We start from the raw sequence: 17,630 nt of genomic DNA, 5'->3' as shown, positions 1-17,630 counted from the left end.
CGGCGTGCGCAAAGGGGTGTTGTGGAACCTGACATAACGCTGGCATCATGCTTGCCCGACCGGTTGGTCTAGAATGGAGATGACGGATGCCCCCTCCCTCTCGCCGCGACGATCTGGTGGCCTCGGCGCTCCGCCTGTTCCTGCGCGACGGCTTCCACGCCACCGGCATCGCCGCCATCCTGGACGAGGCCGGGCTGACCAAGATGACGCTCTATCACCACTTCAAGTCCAAGGAAGAGCTGATCGTCGCCGCCCTGGAACTGCGCGACCGGCAGTTCCGCGACTGGCTGTTCGGCCGCATGCAATCCATGGGCGGCACGCCGCGCGCCCAGGTGCTGAACATGTTCGAGGCCTTAAGCGAGTGGTTCCGGGGCGAGGCGGTGATCGGCGGCACCGAGCCCGAGGCCTTCCGCGGCTGCCCCTTCGTCAAGGCGGCGGCCGAATATGCCGAGGGGGCAGACCCCATCCACCGGGTGGCCGCCGACCACAAGCGGCGCATCGTCGAGACCCTGGGCGAGATGTGCCACAAGGCCGAGCTGCCCGAGCCCGAACGCCTGGCGCGGCGCCTGGTCCTGCTGAAGGAAGGCGCCATCGCCGACGCCACCATCGCCGGCGATTGCCTGGCCGCCGCCGAGGCCAAGTTCATGGCGGTGCGCATGCTGTAGCCTCCGTGCCAAGAACGCCGCCATGGACCTGCATCATCCCGAACTGACCTACGCCGCCATCGTCGCCCTGGCCGCCGTGCTGTGCGGCGGTTTGATGACGCGCCTGAAACAGCCGGCCATCGTCGGCTACATCCTGGCCGGCGTGGTGCTGGGACCAAGCGGCTTCGGGCTGGTCAGCAACCGCGACGCGGTGGCCGTCCTGGCCGAGTTCGGCGTGCTGATGCTGCTGTTCGTCATCGGCATGAAGCTGGACATCTCGCGCTTCCTCGGCGTGTGGAAGGTGGCGGTGTTCACCACGCTGCTGCAGATCATGGGCAGCGTCGGCACCGCCCTGGCGCTGCGCCACGTCCTGGGCTGGAGTCTGGGCATGTCGGTGGTGCTGGGCTGCGCCGTGGCGGTGTCGTCCACCGCCGTGGTGATCAAGGTGCTGGAGGCGTCCGACGAGTTGGACACGCCGGTGGGACGCACCACGCTGGGCATCCTGATCGCCCAGGACATGGCGGTGGTGCCCATGATGCTGGTGCTGGAATCCATGCAGACCAAGGCGCTGCTGCCCGCCGACATGGCCCGCGTGGTCCTTTCGGTGCTGTTCCTGGCGGTGCTGTTCTGGTGGTTGTCCAAGCGCCGCGTCGACCTGCCGCTCACCGCCCGGCTTTCTCGGGATTCCGACCTCGCCACCTTGTCGGCGCTGGCCTGGTGCTTCGGCACGGCGGCCATCTCGGGCGTTCTCGACCTGTCGCCGGCCTATGGCGCCTTCCTCGGCGGCGTGGTGCTGGGCAATTCCGCCCAGCGCGACGTGCTGCTGAAGCGCGCCCAACCCATCGGCAGCGTGCTGCTGATGGTGTTCTTCCTGTCCATCGGGCTGCTGCTCGACTTCAAGTTCATCTGGAAGAATCTCGGCACCGTTCTCACCCTGCTGGCCATGGTCACCCTGTTCAAGACGGCGCTCAACGTCGCGGCGCTGCGCCTTGCCCGCCAGGACTGGCCCAGCGCCTTCCTGGCCGGCGTCGCCCTGGCCCAGATCGGCGAGTTCTCGTTCCTGCTGGCCGAGACCGGCAAGGCGGTGAAGCTGATCAGCGCCCAGGAGACCAAGCTGGTGGTGGCCGTCACCGTGCTGTCCCTGGTGCTGTCGCCCTTCTGGCTGTTCACCATGCGGCGCATGCACCGGGTGGCGGCGGTACATGTCCATTCGTTCCGCGATCTGGTCTCGCGGCTCTACGGCGACGAGGCCCGCGCCATGGGCCGCGCCGCCCGGCGGGCCCGGATGCTGGCCCATCGCGCCTCATGGAGGGATGACCCCAATGCCGGACCTGGCTCTGGAATCTGAAATCACCGGCGCGGTCTGCGGCATCGACGAGGTGGGCCGCGGGCCTTTGGCCGGGCCGGTGGTGACCGCCGCCGTGATCCTCGACCCCGCCCGCCTGCCCCGGACCTTGCTGGACAGGCTCGACGATTCCAAGAAGCTGTCCAAGCGGTTGCGGGAAGAACTGGCCGAACTGGTGCCGGCCACGGCGATCATCGGCTTCGGCGAAGCCTCGGTGGAGGAAATCGACCGCCTCAACATCCTGCAGGCCACCTTTCTCGCCATGCGCCGGGCCTATGACGCCCTGGGCCGGGACTGCGCCCTTGCCCTGGTGGACGGCAACCGCCCGCCAAGGCTGCCCTGCCCGGTGCGCTGCGTGGTGGGCGGCGACGGCATCTCGCTGTCCATCGCCGCCGCCTCGGTGGTGGCCAAGGTCAGACGCGACGCGCTGATGGCGGAACTGGCCCTTGCCCACCCCGAATTCGGCTGGGAGCGGAACGCCGGATACGGCACCGCCGAGCATCTGGAGGCCCTGAAACGCCTCGGCCCCACTCCCCATCACCGCCGCTCTTTCGCCCCCGTGGCCCAACATATGCTGTTCTAACCTGTGGATAACCCACTACCTGTGGCAATGAATCATTAGATTCCAACAGGTTCTTGACGGACTCTCATGTTTGACTCAAATTGAGTCGTCCAACTCATTTGAATCGGTCCGCCATGACCCTGCCTCTCAACACCATTCTCTCCGGCGATTGCATCGCCATGATGAACTCGCTGCCCGCCGGTTCGGTGGATCTGATCTTCGCCGATCCGCCCTATAACCTGCAGCTGGGCGGCGAGTTGCTGCGCCCCAACAATTCCAAGGTGGACGGGGTGGACGAGGATTGGGACCGCTTCTCCGACTTCGCCGCCTATGACGCCTTTACCCGCGACTGGCTGAAGGCGGCACGCCGGGTGCTGAAGGACGATGGCGGGCTGTGGGTGATCGGCAGCTACCACAACATCTTCCGCGTCGGCGCCATCCTCCAGGATCTGGGCTTTTGGATGCTGAACGACATTGTCTGGCGCAAGACCAACCCCATGCCCAATTTCAAGGGCACCCGCTTCACCAACGCCCACGAGACCATGATCTGGTGCGCCAAGTCGTCGGAGTCGCGCTACACCTTCAACTACGATTCCATGAAGTCGCTGAACGACGACCTGCAGATGCGCAGCGACTGGACCCTGCCGCTGTGCACCGGGGCCGAGCGCCTGCGCAAGGCCGGGCGCAAGACCCACCCGACCCAGAAGCCGGAATCCCTGCTCTACCGCGTCATCATGGCGTCCACCAAGCCGGGCGACGTGGTGCTGGACCCCTTCTTCGGCACCGGCACGACGGGTGCGGTGGCCAAGAAGCTGGGCCGCAGCTTCATCGGCTGCGAGCGCGACCCCGACTACATCGCGGCGGCCAAGGAGCGCATCGCCAAGGTGATCCCGGTGGCCGACCCATCGCTGCTGATGACGCCGTCCAAGCGGGCCGAGCCGCGCATTCCCTTCGGCACCGTGCTGGAACGCGGCCTGCTCACCCCCGGCGACCTGCTGTTCGGCGGCACCCGCAAGGACAAGGTGGCCAAGGTGCGTGCCGACGGCACCCTGATCACCGACGACCACCGGGGCTCCATCCACAAGGTGGGGGCGCTGGTCCAGGGGGCGCCGGCCTGCAACGGCTGGACCTACTGGCACTTCCAGGCGGCGGGCGACGACTTCCTGCCCATCGACGTGCTGCGCCAGAAGATCCGGGCGGAGCTGCATTGATCCGGCGGCTGGCGGTCATGGGGATGCTGCTGCCCTGGACCGCCCAGGCGGGGGTCTGCATCACCCAGGGCGAGACCCTGTCGTGCACCGATGCCGGCGAGACGGTCATTCTCAAGGGCGGCGAGGGGGTGGCCTATTCCCGGCTGGCCGGGCGTCCCATGACCGTGGTCAAGGATTCCCAGGGCAACATGGTCGGCCTGATCGGCGAGCAGAAGCTGATCATCCAGAAAAGCGACGGCCTGTCGGTGGCCCGTTTCGGCAACCGCAAGCTGATCTGCGCCGAGGCGGGGCCGGGCATCACCATCTGCAAGTAGCCCCTCTCACTTCGGGCAGGGATGCCTTTGCGGATCGGCCTCGTCGCAGACCGCGACGCCGCGCAGGAATTCGGACCATTCCTTCAGCATATCGGGCGGCACCGGCGCGGTGGAATTGCGCTCGAACGGCTGGCCGCGCCAGATGCGCTGGACCACATAAAGCGCCTGGGAGCCCCGGATGGCCTTGACCGCCACCAGACCGCCCAGGCCGCTCTGGCGCCCCTTGGTGCAGGTCACGGTCAGCGTCGAGACGGGATAGCCGTTGACCATCCCCTCGGTCACCGGGCTGGGGCCCGAAGCCTCGCAGTTAGTGCGGCTGGCCTCGACGATCCGCTGGATGTGCTCGCGCGCATCGGCCCGCGCATCGCCCATCACCTGGATGGACAGCATCTCGTTCCACTTCTCGGCATTCTGGCCGGGCGGGAACATGTGGGTGGTCAGCGCGTTCTGCCCGCGGGCGGTGCCGGCTTCCTGCCACCCGGCGGGGGGCAGCAGCAGCAGGCGCTCGGTCAGCTCGGTGCCCTTGGAGGCCTCGGGCGTCTGGGCGGGGCGGCCCGGCTGGCGCATCTGGGCGGCGGCGGGAAGCGCCGTGGCGGCGGCCAGGGACAGGGCGCAGAGCAGGGCAAAGGTTCGCATCATCATTCCCGATCCCTTGAGTAAGCCTTGGAAAGAGCATGGCGGGCCACCTTGCGCATCAGGGTGGGCAGCGCCTGCTCCTCCAGCCGGTCCAGCGGGCACCATACACCACGAACCGCCGCCTGGGCAGGGGTGCGCCCGGCGGCGACGGCCAGTTCCAGATGGAAATGGGTGAAGGTGTGCCTCACCAGCCCGGGCAGCAGCGTCCACGACTTCGGGGCCAGCGGCGCGGCGGGGACCGCCTCGTCCAGGTTCCACCCCGTCTCGCGCCACTCGGTGGAGGGGAACTCCATCATGCCGCCCAGCAGGCCCGCGGGCGGACGGCGGCGCAGCAGCACCGAGCCGTCGGGCGCCGTCAGCCAGAAGGCGATCCCCTTGCGTGTCGGGCGTTCGGGCCTGGCCGTCTTGGCCGGCAGGGTCTCGGCGATGCCCAGTCCTTGCGCCTTGCAGGCGGGCCGCCAGGGGCAAAGGCCGCAGGCCGGGCTTTTCGGCGTGCAGATGGTGGCCCCCAGGTCCATCACCGCCTGGGCGTAGTCCCCCGGACGGGAGGCGGGGGTCAGCGAGGCGGCCAGTTCCTTGAGACGCGGCTTGACGCCGGGCAGCGGCTCGGAAACCGCGAACAGCCGCGCCATCACCCGCTCCACATTGCCGTCCATCACCACCGCAGGCCGGCCGAAGGCGATGGCGGCGATGGCGGCGGCCGTATACTCGCCGATGCCCGGCAACTGGCGGAGCGCATCCTCGTCGTCGGGGAAGCGCCCGCCCCGCCATTCCGCCACCAGCCTGGCGCAGGCGTGCAGGTTGCGCGCCCTGGCGTAATAGCCCAGCCCCGCCCAGGCGGCCATCACCTCATCCACCGGCGCGGCGGCCAGATCCTCGACCCTCGGCCAGCGGCGGGTGAAGTCCTGGAAATAAGGAATCACCGCCGCCACCGTGGTCTGCTGCAGCATCACCTCGGACAGCCAGACGTGATAGGGATCGGCCGCCACGCCGGGGGCATAGCGCCAGGGCAGGACGCGGCGGTCGCGGTCGTACCAGGAAAGCAGGATCGGGGCGAGGTCCGGAGAAGACATGCCCCGACCATAGTGCAAAACCCGACGCTGGGGTATGCTTAGCCCATGGCCGACAGCAAGCCCAAGCCCGACCCCGAGCGCCGCACCCACGGATTGGTGTCCATCGCCGTGCCCAGCGACCGGGTGACGCGGCCCGTCTTCGGCCGCCACGGTTTCGCCGGCGGCACCCTGGTGGTGGACTGGCCGGCCATCGTGGGATCGGCGGTGGCCAGCCACACCCTGCCGCTGGGCATCAAGTTCCCCCCGAAGGAACGCACCGAGGGCACCTTGACGGTCAAGGTGGATTCGGGCGCCTTCGCGCTGGAGATGCAGCACCTGGAACCGCTGATCCTCGAGCGCATCAACGGCTATTTCGGCTGGAAGGCGGTGGCGCGCCTGAAACTGCGCCAGGGTCCGCTCCCCGACGTCGCCAGGCCGCCGCCCGCCAGGCCCGCCGCCCCGTCCGCGCCGCCGCCGGCGCTGGAGCGGCTGGCCCAGGTCGAAGACCCGGAATTGCGCGAGGTGCTGGAACGCCTGGGCCGCCGGCTGGCCCAAGGATAGGGCTAACCAAATGCTAACCCCATCCCATATACTGTTCCGTCAACACCCAGCGCCGCACGAAGGTGGCCGGATGAATGCGTTTCAGGATCTCGCCGACATGACCCGCGATTACGGGCTGATCCGCTATTTCATCATGGTCACGGCGGCGGTGGCGGTGCTGGTGCTGATCCTGTTCCTGTGGGGCCACGTTCCTGAAGGAGAGAGCCAGCCCGCCAGCCCGCAGGCCGTCGCCCCCACCCCGCAGCCCCCCTCCACCGCTCCCTCTTCCTACTGAGCCAGAGTCCCTACGCCTTGTGCGCGGGCGCCTCACCTCCTAATATCCCGCCCGGATTTCCGTTTCCCGGAGGGACCTCAAGGTGAAGCCGTTCATTCGTCTGCTTGGTGCCGTCGCGGCGCTGTTCCTGGTGGCTCAGCCCGCCGCCGCCGCCGATCTCAGCTATCCCATCGACCAGGTCCTGGGCAAGCCCGACGCGCCCATCACGGTGATCGAGTACGCCTCGACCACCTGCCCGCACTGCGCCACCTTCCACAAGACCACGCTCCCCAAGTTCAAGAGCGAGTGGATCGAGACCGGTAAGGCCAGGCTGATCTACCGCGACTTCCCCACCGGTCCGCGCGGCCTGTCGGTGGGCGCCTCCATGATCGCCCATTGCGCCGGTCCCGACCGCTATTTCGGCCTGCTGGCCCTGATCATGGAGCAGCAGGAGAAGTGGATGAGCTCCGCCAACCCGCTGGTCGAGCTGAAGAAGCTGGCCAAGCTGGCGGGCATGGGCGAGGACAAGGTGGACGATTGCCTGAAGCGCCAGGACCTGGCCAACGCCATCAACGAGCGTGCCAAGGACGGCAACGAGAAGCTGGGCATCGAAAGCACGCCTTCGCTGATCATCAACGGCAAGGTCATCCCCGGCGCCCTTCCCTACGACCAGTTGGACAAGGCGCTGAAGGCCGCGTCCAAGTAGCCATCTCAAGGGTCCAACCCGGGTGATCCAGTTCACCAAGCTGCGTCTGTCGGGCTTCAAGTCCTTCGTCGATCCGGCGGAGCTCCTGATCGAGCCCGGCATGACCGGCGTGGTCGGCCCCAACGGCTGCGGCAAGTCCAACCTCATCGAGGCGCTGCGCTGGGTCATGGGCGAGACCTCGGCGCGGCAGATGCGCGGCGGCGAGATGGACGACGTCATCTTCGGCGGCACGTCGGGGCGTCCCGCCCGCAACGTGGCCGAGGTGATGCTGGGCCTTGACAACACGGCACGCACCGCGCCGCCCCAGTTCGACCGCGACGAGATCGAGGTCATGCGCCGCATCGAGCGGGGCAACGGCTCCAACTACCGCATCAACGGCATCGACACCCGCGCCCGCGACGTCCAGTTGCTGTTCGCCGACGCCGCCACGGGGGCGCGCTCCTCCGGGCTGGTCAGCCAGGGCCGCGTCGGCGCCCTGATCAACGCCAAGCCCGCCGACCGCCGCTCGCTGCTGGAAGAGGCGGCGGGCATCTCGGGCCTGTACTCCCGCCGCCACGAGGCCGAGCTGCGCCTGAAGAACGCCGAGCTCAACCTGTCGCGCCTCGACGACGTGCTCAACACCCTGGACGAGCAACTGAAGTCACTGCAAAAGCAGGCGAGGCAGGCCAACCGCTACCGCACCCTGTCCGAGCAGATCCGCCGCATCGAGGCCCAGGTGCTGTATCTCGGCTGGCTGGAGGCCCTGGTCACCGTCGACGCGGCGCGCAGCGCTTTTCGCGAATCCGAGATGAAGGTGGAGGAGGCCACCGGCCACGCCGCCTCCGCCTCGGCCATCCAGGCGGAAACCGCCGCCGGCCTGCCCGATCTGCGCCGCGCCGAGGCCGATGCCGCCAGCGTCCTGCAGAAGGTGATGGCCGAGCGCGAGCAGCTGGAGGCCGAGGAAGGCCGCCTCGCCGAACTGCGCCGCGATCTGGAACGCCGCCTGGAGCAGGCCGGGGCCGATCTGCAGCGCGAACACGCCCGCGCCGCCGACGCGACCCAGGCGCTGGCCCGCCTCGAGGACGAACGCGCCCTGCTGGCCGAGGCCGGCGAGGGCGAGGCCGAGGCCAAACTGCGCGCCGAGGAAGCCGTCGATCTCGCCGCCGAGGCGGTGGTCCAGGTGGAACACGAACTGTCCGCCCTGATGGAGGAGGTGGCCGCCGCCGACGCCGAACGCGCCGCGGCGCTGCGCCGCCTGGGCGAATGCGAGACCCGCCTTGGCCGCCAGGCCGAGCGCCTCGCCCAGGCCGAACGCCAGAAGGCCGAGGTGGAGGGCGAGAGCATCGACCGCTCCGACCTAACCGCCCTGGAGATGGAGCTGGAGGAGACGCTGGAATTCCTGGAGGAATCCCGGGAACAGGCCGAAAGCGCCGACCGCCGGCGGGTGGAGGCCCTGGCGGCCCGCGAATCGGCGCGCGACGCCTTCCAGGCCGCCAGCGCCGCCCGGTCCCGCCTTGCCGCCGAGGCCGACGGGCTGCGTCAGGTTCTGGCCCAAGGCAAGGCCGGCGACCATCGCCCGGTGCTGGACGACGTCTCGGCACGTACCGGCTTCGAGCCGGCCCTGGCCGCCGCCCTGGGCGAGGACCTCTCCGCCCCGCTCGACGCCTCCGCGCCGCTGCATTGGGAGGATCTGGGGCCGCTGGACCATCCCCCCGCGCTGCCCGAAGGGGCCGAGCCGCTGTCCCGCTTCGTCGCCGCCCCGCCGCAACTGGCCCGCCGCCTGTCCCAGGTGGGCGTGGTCAAGGACGTGGCGGCGGGCGAGCGTCTGCGCCCCCTGCTGGCGGTGGGCCAGCGCCTGGTGACGCCGGACGGCGATCTGTGGCGCTGGGACGGCTATGTGGCCCGCTCGGGCGCCCCCTCCCCCATGGCTTTGCGCCTTGCCCAGCGCAACCGCCTGCGCGAGCTGGATGCCGCCCTGGATGACGCCGCCATCGGGGTGGAGGAGGCCGAGGAGAAGGTGGAGGCCGCCACCCGCGAGGTGGACTCCGCCGCCGAGGCCGAGCGCCGCGCCAAGGATTCCGTCAAACAGGCCGAATCCGAGGCCGCCAAGGCCCGCGAGTCCCACGCCAGACTGTCCCAGCGCTTCGCCGCCTTCGAGACCCGGCTGGCCGCCGCCACCCAGGCCTGGACCGACGCTCATGCCGACCACGCCCAGGCCGGGGCGGAACTGGCCGAGGCCCGCGAGGCGGTGGCCGCCTTCCCCGAATCCAGCGATGGCCGCGACAAGGTCAACATGCTGCGCGCCACCCTGGCCGAGCGCCGCTCGGTGCTGGTGGAGGCCCGCTCCGCCCTGGACGGCGTGGCCCGCGAAGGGGCCGAGCGCCGCCGCCGCCTGGACGCCCTGGACGGCGACGCCAAATCCTGGCGGGCCCGCGCCGAGGCCGCCAGGGCCCATGTGGAGGAACTGGCCGAGCGCCGCGAGGAAATCGCGCTGGAGATCGAGCGCCTGGCCAGCCTGCCCGACACCATCGCCAGGCGCCGCGACGAGCTGTTCAATCGCCTGGAGGCGGCGGAAAGTGCGCGCAAGGCCGCCGCCGATTCCCTGGTCGCCGCCGAGCAGCGTCTGGCCGAGGCCGATCGCCGCATGCGCGAAGCCGAGGCGCTGCTGGCCAATGCCCGCGAGGAACGCATCCGCCGCGAAGCCGCCGTCTCCGCCGCCGACCAGGCCTGCCGCGCCGTGGCGGTACGCATCGGCGAGCGCCTGGACATGACGCCCGAGCAATTGCGCGAGGTGGCCGGTCTGGTGGAGGAGGAACGCCCCGACCCCGAGGAGCTGCAACGCAAGCTGGACCGCCTGCAACGCGAGCGCGACAACATGGGCCCGGTCAACCTGCGCGCCGAGCAGGAGGTGGAGGAGCTGGAAGCCCGCATCGGCACCATGGTGGCGGAAAAGGAAGACCTGCTGGCCGCCATCGCCAAGCTGCGCCACGCCATCGGCGACCTCAACCGCGAGGGGCGCGAGCGCCTGCTGGCCAGCTTCCAGGCGGTGGATCAGCATTTCCGCGACCTGTTCGTGAAACTGTTCGGCGGCGGCCGCGCCCATCTGGCGCTGACCGAATCCGCCGATCCCCTGGAAGCCGGCCTGGAGATCATGGCCAGCCCGCCGGGCAAGCGCCTGCAGCAGCTCTCGCTGCTGTCGGGCGGCGAGCAGGCGCTGACCGCTCTCGCCCTGCTGTTCGCGGTGTTCATGACCAACCCGGCCCCCATCTGCGTGCTGGACGAGGTGGACGCGCCGCTCGACGACGCCAATGTGGACCGCTTCTGCTCGCTGGTGGAAGGCATCGCGCGCGCCACCAGGACCCGCTTCCTCATCGTCACCCACCACCGCATGACCATGGCCCGCATGGACCGCCTCTACGGCGTCACCATGGCCGAGCGCGGGGTCTCCCAACTGGTCTCGGTGGACCTCGCCCAGGCGGAACTGCTGAGGGACAGGGTCACCGCCTGATCCCCCTGCCGAGACGCATCGACACGCCTATATCCTTGGATTAGGATAGCCCTCGGATTTGGGGGGATCGCATGGACATTCTTGGCATCAATATCGACTACGACCGGCCAGTGAAGCTTGCGGATTCGGTCTATTGGGTTGGATTCGCCGATACCGAGGGGCGGCTGCAATGCAACCCCTACCTGATCGTCGATGGCGACGAGGCCGTCCTGATCGACGGAGGCTCGCGCCCCGATTTCAGCACGGTGATGCGCAAGGTGCTCCAGACCGGGGTGACGCCGCGCCAGATCAGCCACCTGATCTACCAGCATTACGATCCGGATCTGTGCGGCTCGATTCCCAATCTGGAGAGCATCATCGGCTCCCCTGATCTCAGGATCGTCTCCCACGCGGAAAACAATCCCTTCATCCGCCATTACGCCCCCTGCTCCCCTCTGCTGTGCATCGACCGCATGGAACGCCGCCTGACGCTGCGTTCGGGCCGGACGCTCCGTTTCTTCCGCACGCCCTACGCCCATTCCGCCGGCAGCTTCATCACCTATGACGAAGCCACGGGAATCCTGTTCACCAGCGACCTGTTCGGCAGCGCCGGAGCCTTCAACTACTGGAAGCTGTTCGCCGAGATGGAGCAGTGCTGCCAGGGCTGCCAGATCAACAAGCCCGCCATGCCCGACGAGCCCTGCGAGGTCACGGAGGCCCCGTGCCCCTGGAGCGGAATGCATCACTTTCACCGCCGCATCATGCCGGGCAATGCCCAACTGCGCCATGCCATGACGGTGGTCGAGTCGGTGGGCGCCCGGATGGTGGCGCCCCAGCACGGTTCCATCCTGCATCGGACCGCCGACATCAAGGCCGCCATCGACGCCCTGAAGGCCATGGACGACATCGGCATCGATGGCATGTCATCGGGCCGGTGGGGCAAGCTATGACCCGGCGGCCCGAGCCGATCTCCTTCGACGGGGGCGACAGCCGTCACGGCGAACTGGTCACCAGATTGCTGGAACAGCAGGCCCAGTTGGCCGATCAGGACCTCAACCAGCATCTGCTGGGCGAACTGGTGGCCCAGTTCGTCGAATCGGAACGCAAGCTCGCCGAGGCCCATGCCGCCGTCCTGGCCATGTCGCGCACCGACGCCTTGACCGGCATCGCCAACCGCCGCTGGTTCGACGAATGCCTGGCCCAGGAACTGGCCCGGGCGCAGCGCTCACAGACTCCCATCGGCCTGCTGCTGATGGATATCGACTGCTTCAAGCTCTACAACGACAATTACGGCCATGCCGCCGGAGACGACTGCCTGATCCAGGTCGCCCGCGCCATTCACGAGGTCGTCAAGCGCCCCCCCGATCTGGCGGCGCGCTATGGCGGCGAGGAACTGGTCTGCATCCTGCCCGACACCAGCCTGGACGGCGTCGAGGCGGTGGGAAACGCCGTCCTGGATTCCGTCCGCGGCCTGGCCATTCCCCACGCCTTCTCCAAGGCGATCCCCATCGTGACGCTGAGCATCGGCGGCGTCTCCATGGTGCCCGACGCCTCCCTGACCGCCAAAGGCTTGATCGAGGCGGCGGACGCCATGCTCTACCAGTCCAAGGAGAGCGGGCGCAACCGCCTGACATTGGCCCAGCCCCGGGAAGGGGACGACAGCCGGTGACGCCACCCCCTCGGGTGGGAAGAATCTTTTCGCATCGCAGCATCCCCTACCCCGCGATCCGGCAAATCCCCTGATTTCACAATGCAAATCAGCATATTGCCCCCGCCGGTTTGAGTCCTTGACACGGGTGGGTCCAGACCTTATGGTGCCCGCGCTTTTGGCACCAAGGGGCCAGAAGGGGGAATTTCGAGGACGACCCATGGCTGACCGCGAGACTCCCCCGTCTTTCGATGACCTCGACGCCCGTCTGCGCGCCGCGCGCGCCAGGGAGGAAGAGGACTCGGGTCGCGGACCGGAGGCGCGCGGGCGCCCTACCGGAATGGGTCTGGGGATGCGCATCGGGGTCGAATTGGTGACGAGCGTGCTGGTGGGGACCGGCATCGGCTGGGCGCTGGACGCCTGGCTGAAGACCGCCCCCTGGCTGATGGTGGTTTTCCTGCTCCTTGGCGGAGCGGCCGGCGTCATGAACGTGTACCGCCTTATGCGCGGCATGGACGAGACGGTGGGCCTGGGCCAGGCGCAGCGGAGAGCCGAAGGTGCCGGAGACGACCCGGCGAAGGACCATTAAGAGAGGCAAAGCGGTGGCTAATCCGATCGAGCAGTTCAAGATCCAGCCGTTGGTTCCGCTCAAGGTAGGGAGCGTGGACATTTCGTTCACCAATTCCTCTGCCATGATGGTGCTGTCCATCTGCCTGATCACCCTGTTCCTGACGCTGTCGGTCCGGTCCCGCGCCCTGGTGCCCGGCCGCTGGCAGTCCATGGCCGAGGTGTTCTACGAATTCATCGCCGGAATGCTGCGCGACAACGTGGGCTCCGAAGGCCGGAAGTATTTCCCCTTCATCTTCTCGCTGTTCATGTTCGTGCTGTTCGGCAACCTGCTGGGCATGCTGCCGATCCCGGTGATCGGCTTCACCTACACCAGCCACGTGATCGTCACCTTTGCCATGGCGCTGGTGGTGTTCGTCGGCGTCACCGCCATCGGCTTCGCCCGCCACGGCACCCATTACCTCCGCATGTTCTTCCCGCACGGCGCGCCCATAGCGACGGCGGTCATCCTGATCCCCATCGAGCTGATCTCGTACTTCTCGCGCCCCTTCAGCCTCGCCGTCCGTCTCTTCGCCAACATGACCGTGGGTCACATCATCCTCAAGGTCATGGGCGGTTTCGTGGTGTCGCTGGGCGCGTTCTACCTGATCCCGGGCGTTGTTCCCTTCGCCTTCCTGTCGGCCATCACGGTGCTGGAATTCGGTATCGCGCTGCTGCAGGCCTATGTGTTCACCATCCTCTCCTGCATCTATCTGCACGACGCCATCCACATGCACTAAGTGGCTGGCCGGGCGGTTTGCCGGCTGAGGACGTTTCGAGTTTCAATCTGTTCCGTTTTGTCCTGAAGGAGTTGAGTAAATGGAAGCGAGCGCTGCTAAGTTCATCGGTGCCGGTCTGGCTGCCATCGGCATGATCGGTTCGGGTATCGGCGTGGGCAACATCTGGGCGAACCTGATCGCCACCGTTGGCCGCAACCCCTCCGCCAAGGCCAATGTCGAGCTGTACGGCTGGATCGGCTTCGCGGTGACCGAGGCGATCGCGCTGTTCGCCCTGGTCGTCGCTCTGATGGTCCTCTTCGCCTAATCGCGAAGAGTTATCCGACGGGACGGTAGAATCCGCGGCCGGGCGCTGATAAGGCGCCTTGCCGCGGGTCAACCGCCGCTCCGCACAGTTTTTCGGGCCTTCCCCGTTTGGGAGCTTTGGGATGCCTCAATTCGATCCCACCTTCTTTGCGCCGCAGCTGTTCTGGCTGGCGCTCACCTTCGTCACTCTGTACTTCGTGATGTCGACGGTGGCCCTGCCCAAGATCGGCGCCGTTCTCGACGAGCGTCAGCGCAAGATCGACGACAACCTCGACAAGGCCGCTCAGCTGAAGGCCGAAGCCGAGGCCGCCGTGGCCGCCTATGAAAAGGCCCTGGCCGAATCCCGCGCCCACGCCCAGTCGGTGATCAAGGAAGCCTCGGACCGCCTGTCGGCCGAAGCCGAGACCCGCAACCGCGAGCTTGCCGCCCGTCTGGCCGATCAGGTCAAGGCCGGCGAGGCCCGCATCGCCGAAGCCAAGGACAAGGCCCTGGCCAACGTCCGTGACGTCGCCCTCGACGTCGCCGGCGCGACCATCGCCCGTCTGGTGGGCAGCCCCGCCGACAACACCCGGCTCGAGGCCGCCGTCGCCGCCGCCCTCAAGGAGCACGGCAAATGATTTCCGTCGCTTACGCCGCCGACGCCGCCGGCGCCGCCCATGGCGCCTTCTACCAGCAGGCCCATTTCTGGGTGGACCTGGCCTTCATCCTGGTGGTGGCCCTGGCCTTCAAGCCGGTCAGCCGCGCCATCGCCGCCGCCCTGGACGCCCGCTCGGCCAAGATCAAGGCCCGGCTGGACGAGGCCCACAAGCTGCGCGAGGAGGCCCAGGAAATGCTGGCCACCTATCAGCGCAAGCAGCGTGACGCCATGAAGGAAGCCGAGGAGATCATCGCCCACGCCAAGGCCGAGGCCGAGCGCCTCGCCAAGCAGGCGGCGAAGGATCTCGAAGTCTCCATGAAGCGCCGCGAGCAGATGGCCATGGACCGCATCGCCCAGGCCGAGGCCCAGGCGCTGCGCGAGGTCCAGAACCTGGCCGTGGACGTCGCCATCGGCGCCGCCCAGAAGGTCATCGGCGACAGCCTGTCTGCCGCCCAGACCGGTACCCTGGTCGACAACGCCATCAAGGACCTGCCGGGCAAGCTGCACTAAGCCAGCCCGAACCGGACCATTGCGAAACCCCCGCCGGGCGACCGGCGGGGGTTTTGTTTTGGAAACGACGAAAGCCCTCCTGCGGGGCACCGCCCCGGATGGGTTTGGGCGATACCCCAACAAGGCGCACCTCACCCCAGGTCGAACAGCACGATCTCCGCCCCGTTCTCCGACGCCAGGCTCACCGCCGCCTCGTTCTCGATGGCGAGGCCGTCGCCGGCCGACAGAACATGGCCGTTGACCGCCAGGGCGCCCGCCACCACCTGGACCCAGGCGCCGCGCCCCGCCCCCAGGTCATGGGACAGACGCTGACCGGGGCTGAGGATGGCGGCATAAACCGAAGCGTCCTGGTGCAGCACCAGCGATCCCTCCCGTCCGTCGCGCGACGCGATCAGCCGCAGCCGGTCGCGCTTGTCCTCGTCGTCGAACACCGCCTGGTCATAGCGGGGAGGCAGACGCTGCGCTTCGGGCAGAATCCAGATCTGCAGCAGGTGCAGCGTCTCGTCCGCCAGCGGGTTCATCTCGGAATGGCGAATGCCGGTGCCGGCGCTCATCACCTGGACCTCGCCCCGGCGGATGATGCCTTCGCCGCCGGTGCTGTCCTTGTGGGCCACCGCCCCGGCGATGACGTAGGTCAGGATCTCCATGTCGCGGTGGGGGTGGGTGCCGAAACCGGTCTGGGGCGCCACCCAATCCTCGTTGATCACCCGCAGGGTGCGAAACCCCATCTGGGCCGGATCGAAGTAATCGGCGAAGGAAAAGGTATGGCGGCTGCTGAGCCAGCCATGCTCGGCGTGGCCGCGGGCGGCGGCGGGGCGCAGGGAGAGTGTCATGTCCGGTCCTTTCAAACGAGCGTGTCCTGACACGACATCTAAGACGCCGGATGGAATTCAACAATCCGGCAGAAACTCACAACACCGTTGCTTATGATGAAACTTAGATCACCTGGGCCAGGGTGGGGCCCGAACCATCGCCCAGCCGGCACAAGCCGGCGAGGCGACGGACCGGAGAGCATTCCCGGATCACCCGGCCCTCCCGTCTTCGGGCACCGGCGGGGCGTCGTTGCGCGACCGCCACAGGGAAACCACGACGCCGCCGCCGATCAGGCCGATGGTGACGGCCAGGGCGATGGCCGGATCGGGCTTGCCGTAAACTTGCGCCCAGAAGATCTTGCCGCCGATGAACACCAGCACCAGGGCCAGGGCGTATTTGAGATAGGCGAAGCGGAGGATCATGGCAGCCAGGGCGAAGTACAGGGCCCGCAGCCCCAGGATGGCGAAGATGTTCGAGGTGTAGACGATATAGGGATCGGTAGTGATGGCGAAGATGGCGGGCACGCTGTCCACCGCGAAGACGATGTCGGCCAGTTCCACCAGGATCAGGCACAGGAACAGGGGCGTCGCCCACCACACCACGCGGCCGTCGGCAGTGGCTTCCCGCACGAAGAAGTGGTTGCCGCGAAGTTCGGGCGTCACCCGCATGCGGCGGCGCAGGAAGCGGAGCACGGGATTGTCGGCCAGGTCCGAGGGCGGCTTGTCGGCCATGACCAGCATCTTGATGCCGGTGATGGCCAGGAAGGCGCCGAACAGCCACAGAATCCAGTCGAAGCGTTCCACCAGGGCGGCGCCCAGGGCGATCATGATGCCGCGCAGGACGATCACCCCCAGCACGCCCCAGAACAGCACCCTGTGCTGGTGCCGCCGGGGGACCGCGAAGTAGGAGAAGATCATGGAGATGACGAAGATGTTGTCCAGCGCCAGGCTCTTTTCCACGGCGAACCCGGTCAGGTAGTTGAGCCCGGCCTCGGCCCCCATGGTGGACCAGATCCACGCCCCGAAGGCCAGGCCGACCGTGATGTAGCCCAGGCTGAGCACCAGGCTTTCGCCCACCCCGATTTCGCGCTCCTTGCGGTGCAGGACGCCCAGATCGAGCACCAGCAGCACGACGACCAGCCCCAGGAACACCAGCCACAGCCACGCCGCCTTGCCCAGAAACGTGACGGCCAACCCGCCGAGAAGAACTTCCATGAGCCTCGCCCCCTCCTGTCATCACTGGGGGCCGCGCTGCGTCGGCAGGCGGCCCCATGGTTTTATCCCGCTAGGCCGTACCGGTCTCCGCCTCGGTCAGGCAGCGGATCAGGGTCGCACGGATGTCGGCCTCGGATACGCCGGTATCGGCCAGGTCAACCCGCAGGCGGCCGATGACGTCCTCGTCGCCCGGCTCGTCGAAATCGGTGGCGACCACGCTGCGGGCGAATTCCTCGGCGGCGGCGCCCGACAGGCCCAGCCGTTCCGCCGCCCACAATCCCGTCTTCTTGACGCCACGGGCCCGGGCCCTGAACGCCCGATCATGGTCGTGGGCCAGTTTGCTGTCGTGAAGCGCCTTGTCCAGGGACATCGGTCTCTCCCTTGCTGATATCCGCCCCGCCGCGTGGCA

Annotated in this window: 21 protein-coding genes; 16 read left to right on the top strand and 5 right to left on the bottom strand. The window is 68.0% G+C overall.

Features of this window, described 5'->3' with window-relative positions:
- The first annotated feature begins 86 nt into the window (after positions 1-86).
- From WV31_RS15045 to WV31_RS15025, 5 genes are all read left to right on the top strand, one after another.
- Positions 87-665, top strand: coding sequence for a TetR/AcrR family transcriptional regulator (locus WV31_RS15045; protein WP_085374336.1), 579 nt, complete (start codon positions 87-89; stop codon positions 663-665).
- Positions 666-687: 22 nt separating this feature from the next.
- Positions 688-1,992 (top strand): iron transporter MagA, encoded by a 1,305-nt coding sequence (gene magA / locus WV31_RS15040; RefSeq protein WP_085374335.1) that lies wholly within the window; start codon positions 688-690, stop codon positions 1,990-1,992.
- On the top strand, positions 1,967-2,572 hold the full coding sequence (locus WV31_RS15035; protein ID WP_085374334.1) for a ribonuclease HII: 606 nt from the start codon (positions 1,967-1,969) through the stop codon (positions 2,570-2,572). Before magA ends, WV31_RS15035 begins: the two co-directional genes overlap by 26 nt.
- A gap of 113 nt (positions 2,573-2,685) precedes the next feature.
- A complete protein-coding gene (locus WV31_RS15030) occupies positions 2,686-3,762 on the top strand; it encodes a site-specific DNA-methyltransferase (RefSeq protein WP_085374333.1) in 1,077 nt (358 codons plus the stop codon).
- Positions 3,759-4,076 (top strand): hypothetical protein, encoded by a 318-nt coding sequence (locus WV31_RS15025; RefSeq protein WP_085374332.1) that lies wholly within the window; start codon positions 3,759-3,761, stop codon positions 4,074-4,076. The genes WV31_RS15030 and WV31_RS15025 overlap by 4 nt, the downstream gene beginning before the upstream one ends.
- Positions 4,077-4,082: 6 nt before the next feature.
- On the opposite strand, the gene WV31_RS15020 is transcribed toward WV31_RS15025, so the two are convergent.
- A complete protein-coding gene (locus WV31_RS15020) occupies positions 4,083-4,718 on the bottom strand; it encodes a hypothetical protein (RefSeq protein WP_237051312.1) in 636 nt (211 codons plus the stop codon).
- A complete protein-coding gene (mutY, locus tag WV31_RS15015) occupies positions 4,715-5,785 on the bottom strand; it encodes an A/G-specific adenine glycosylase (protein ID WP_085374330.1) in 1,071 nt (356 codons plus the stop codon). Before mutY ends, WV31_RS15020 begins: the two co-directional genes overlap by 4 nt.
- A 45-nt stretch (positions 5,786-5,830) precedes the next feature.
- Between mutY and WV31_RS15010 the strand changes: the two genes are divergently transcribed.
- From WV31_RS15010 to WV31_RS14960, 11 genes are all read left to right on the top strand, one after another.
- The gene (locus WV31_RS15010; protein ID WP_085374329.1) at positions 5,831-6,325 is read left to right on the top strand and encodes a DUF721 domain-containing protein; all 495 of its coding nucleotides are present in this window, start codon (positions 5,831-5,833) and stop codon (positions 6,323-6,325) included.
- A 70-nt stretch (positions 6,326-6,395) separates the two neighbouring features.
- The gene (locus WV31_RS15005) at positions 6,396-6,599 is read left to right on the top strand and encodes a hypothetical protein (protein WP_085374328.1); all 204 of its coding nucleotides are present in this window, start codon (positions 6,396-6,398) and stop codon (positions 6,597-6,599) included.
- 82 nt (positions 6,600-6,681) lie between these two features.
- Positions 6,682-7,284, top strand: a complete 603-nt coding sequence (locus tag WV31_RS15000; RefSeq protein WP_085374327.1) for a DsbA family protein — start codon at positions 6,682-6,684, stop codon at positions 7,282-7,284.
- 22 nt (positions 7,285-7,306) lie between these two features.
- The gene (gene smc / locus WV31_RS14995; RefSeq protein WP_085374326.1) at positions 7,307-10,771 is read left to right on the top strand and encodes a chromosome segregation protein SMC; all 3,465 of its coding nucleotides are present in this window, start codon (positions 7,307-7,309) and stop codon (positions 10,769-10,771) included.
- A gap of 71 nt (positions 10,772-10,842) precedes the next feature.
- A complete protein-coding gene (locus tag WV31_RS14990) occupies positions 10,843-11,700 on the top strand; it encodes an MBL fold metallo-hydrolase (RefSeq protein WP_085374325.1) in 858 nt (285 codons plus the stop codon).
- Complete coding sequence (locus WV31_RS14985; RefSeq protein ID WP_085374324.1) at positions 11,697-12,419, top strand: GGDEF domain-containing protein; 723 nt, start codon at positions 11,697-11,699, stop codon at positions 12,417-12,419. The genes WV31_RS14990 and WV31_RS14985 overlap by 4 nt, the downstream gene beginning before the upstream one ends.
- A 199-nt stretch (positions 12,420-12,618) precedes the next feature.
- Positions 12,619-12,987, top strand: coding sequence for an AtpZ/AtpI family protein (locus WV31_RS22775; RefSeq protein ID WP_085374323.1), 369 nt, complete (start codon positions 12,619-12,621; stop codon positions 12,985-12,987).
- 13 nt (positions 12,988-13,000) lie between these two features.
- Entirely contained in the window at positions 13,001-13,744 is a 744-nt protein-coding gene (locus tag WV31_RS14975; protein WP_085374322.1) for a F0F1 ATP synthase subunit A, read from the top strand.
- Positions 13,745-13,823: 79 nt separating this feature from the next.
- The gene (locus WV31_RS14970; protein ID WP_009870554.1) at positions 13,824-14,048 is read left to right on the top strand and encodes a F0F1 ATP synthase subunit C; all 225 of its coding nucleotides are present in this window, start codon (positions 13,824-13,826) and stop codon (positions 14,046-14,048) included.
- 121 nt (positions 14,049-14,169) lie between these two features.
- Positions 14,170-14,664, top strand: a complete 495-nt coding sequence (locus tag WV31_RS14965; protein ID WP_085374321.1) for a F0F1 ATP synthase subunit B family protein — start codon at positions 14,170-14,172, stop codon at positions 14,662-14,664.
- A complete protein-coding gene (locus tag WV31_RS14960; RefSeq protein WP_085374320.1) occupies positions 14,661-15,194 on the top strand; it encodes a F0F1 ATP synthase subunit B family protein in 534 nt (177 codons plus the stop codon). Before WV31_RS14965 ends, WV31_RS14960 begins: the two co-directional genes overlap by 4 nt.
- A 131-nt stretch (positions 15,195-15,325) precedes the next feature.
- On the opposite strand, the gene WV31_RS14955 is transcribed toward WV31_RS14960, so the two are convergent.
- The 3 genes from WV31_RS14955 to WV31_RS14945 form a co-directional block, all read right to left on the bottom strand.
- Positions 15,326-16,027 carry a pirin family protein gene (locus WV31_RS14955; RefSeq protein ID WP_085374319.1) on the bottom strand — a complete coding sequence of 234 codons (702 nt, stop codon included), beginning with the start codon at positions 16,025-16,027 and terminating at the stop codon, positions 15,326-15,328.
- Positions 16,028-16,216: 189 nt separating this feature from the next.
- Entirely contained in the window at positions 16,217-17,221 is a 1,005-nt protein-coding gene (locus tag WV31_RS14950; RefSeq protein ID WP_085374318.1) for a TerC family protein, read from the bottom strand.
- Between the two features lie 70 nt (positions 17,222-17,291).
- Positions 17,292-17,591: a DUF1476 domain-containing protein gene (locus tag WV31_RS14945; RefSeq protein ID WP_085374317.1), complete on the bottom strand. Its 300-nt coding sequence runs from the start codon at positions 17,589-17,591 to the stop codon at positions 17,292-17,294.
- Positions 17,592-17,630: the final 39 nt, after the last annotated feature.

It is taken from the genome of Magnetospirillum sp. ME-1, assembly GCF_002105535.1.
Lineage (GTDB): Bacteria > Pseudomonadota > Alphaproteobacteria > Rhodospirillales > Magnetospirillaceae > Phaeospirillum.
Note: the sequence above shows the minus strand (reverse complement) of the source record. Positions and strands in the feature narration are given on the sequence as shown.

Excerpts from the sequence above, each read along its gene's own strand:
- WV31_RS14950 (WP_085374318.1), bottom strand. The coding sequence starts at position 17,221 with ATGGAAGTTCTTCTCGGCGGGTTGGCCGTCACGTTTCTGGGCAAGGCG.
- WV31_RS15045 (WP_085374336.1), top strand. The coding sequence starts at position 87 with ATGCCCCCTCCCTCTCGCCGCGACGATCTGGTGGCCTCGGCGCTCCGC.
- WV31_RS15020 (WP_237051312.1), bottom strand. The coding sequence starts at position 4,718 with ATGATGATGCGAACCTTTGCCCTGCTCTGCGCCCTGTCCCTGGCCGCC.
- WV31_RS22775 (WP_085374323.1), top strand. The coding sequence starts at position 12,619 with ATGGCTGACCGCGAGACTCCCCCGTCTTTCGATGACCTCGACGCCCGT.
- WV31_RS14955 (WP_085374319.1), bottom strand. The coding sequence starts at position 16,027 with ATGACACTCTCCCTGCGCCCCGCCGCCGCCCGCGGCCACGCCGAGCAT.
- WV31_RS15010 (WP_085374329.1), top strand. The coding sequence starts at position 5,831 with ATGGCCGACAGCAAGCCCAAGCCCGACCCCGAGCGCCGCACCCACGGA.
- WV31_RS15035 (WP_085374334.1), top strand. The coding sequence starts at position 1,967 with ATGCCGGACCTGGCTCTGGAATCTGAAATCACCGGCGCGGTCTGCGGC.
- WV31_RS14990 (WP_085374325.1), top strand. The coding sequence starts at position 10,843 with ATGGACATTCTTGGCATCAATATCGACTACGACCGGCCAGTGAAGCTT.
- WV31_RS14985 (WP_085374324.1), top strand. The coding sequence starts at position 11,697 with ATGACCCGGCGGCCCGAGCCGATCTCCTTCGACGGGGGCGACAGCCGT.
- WV31_RS15005 (WP_085374328.1), top strand. The coding sequence starts at position 6,396 with ATGAATGCGTTTCAGGATCTCGCCGACATGACCCGCGATTACGGGCTG.
- WV31_RS14945 (WP_085374317.1), bottom strand. The coding sequence starts at position 17,591 with ATGTCCCTGGACAAGGCGCTTCACGACAGCAAACTGGCCCACGACCAT.
- WV31_RS14970 (WP_009870554.1), top strand. The coding sequence starts at position 13,824 with ATGGAAGCGAGCGCTGCTAAGTTCATCGGTGCCGGTCTGGCTGCCATC.
- WV31_RS15030 (WP_085374333.1), top strand. The coding sequence starts at position 2,686 with ATGACCCTGCCTCTCAACACCATTCTCTCCGGCGATTGCATCGCCATG.
- magA (WP_085374335.1), top strand. The coding sequence starts at position 688 with ATGGACCTGCATCATCCCGAACTGACCTACGCCGCCATCGTCGCCCTG.
- WV31_RS14960 (WP_085374320.1), top strand. The coding sequence starts at position 14,661 with ATGATTTCCGTCGCTTACGCCGCCGACGCCGCCGGCGCCGCCCATGGC.
- mutY (WP_085374330.1), bottom strand. The coding sequence starts at position 5,785 with ATGTCTTCTCCGGACCTCGCCCCGATCCTGCTTTCCTGGTACGACCGC.
- WV31_RS14965 (WP_085374321.1), top strand. The coding sequence starts at position 14,170 with ATGCCTCAATTCGATCCCACCTTCTTTGCGCCGCAGCTGTTCTGGCTG.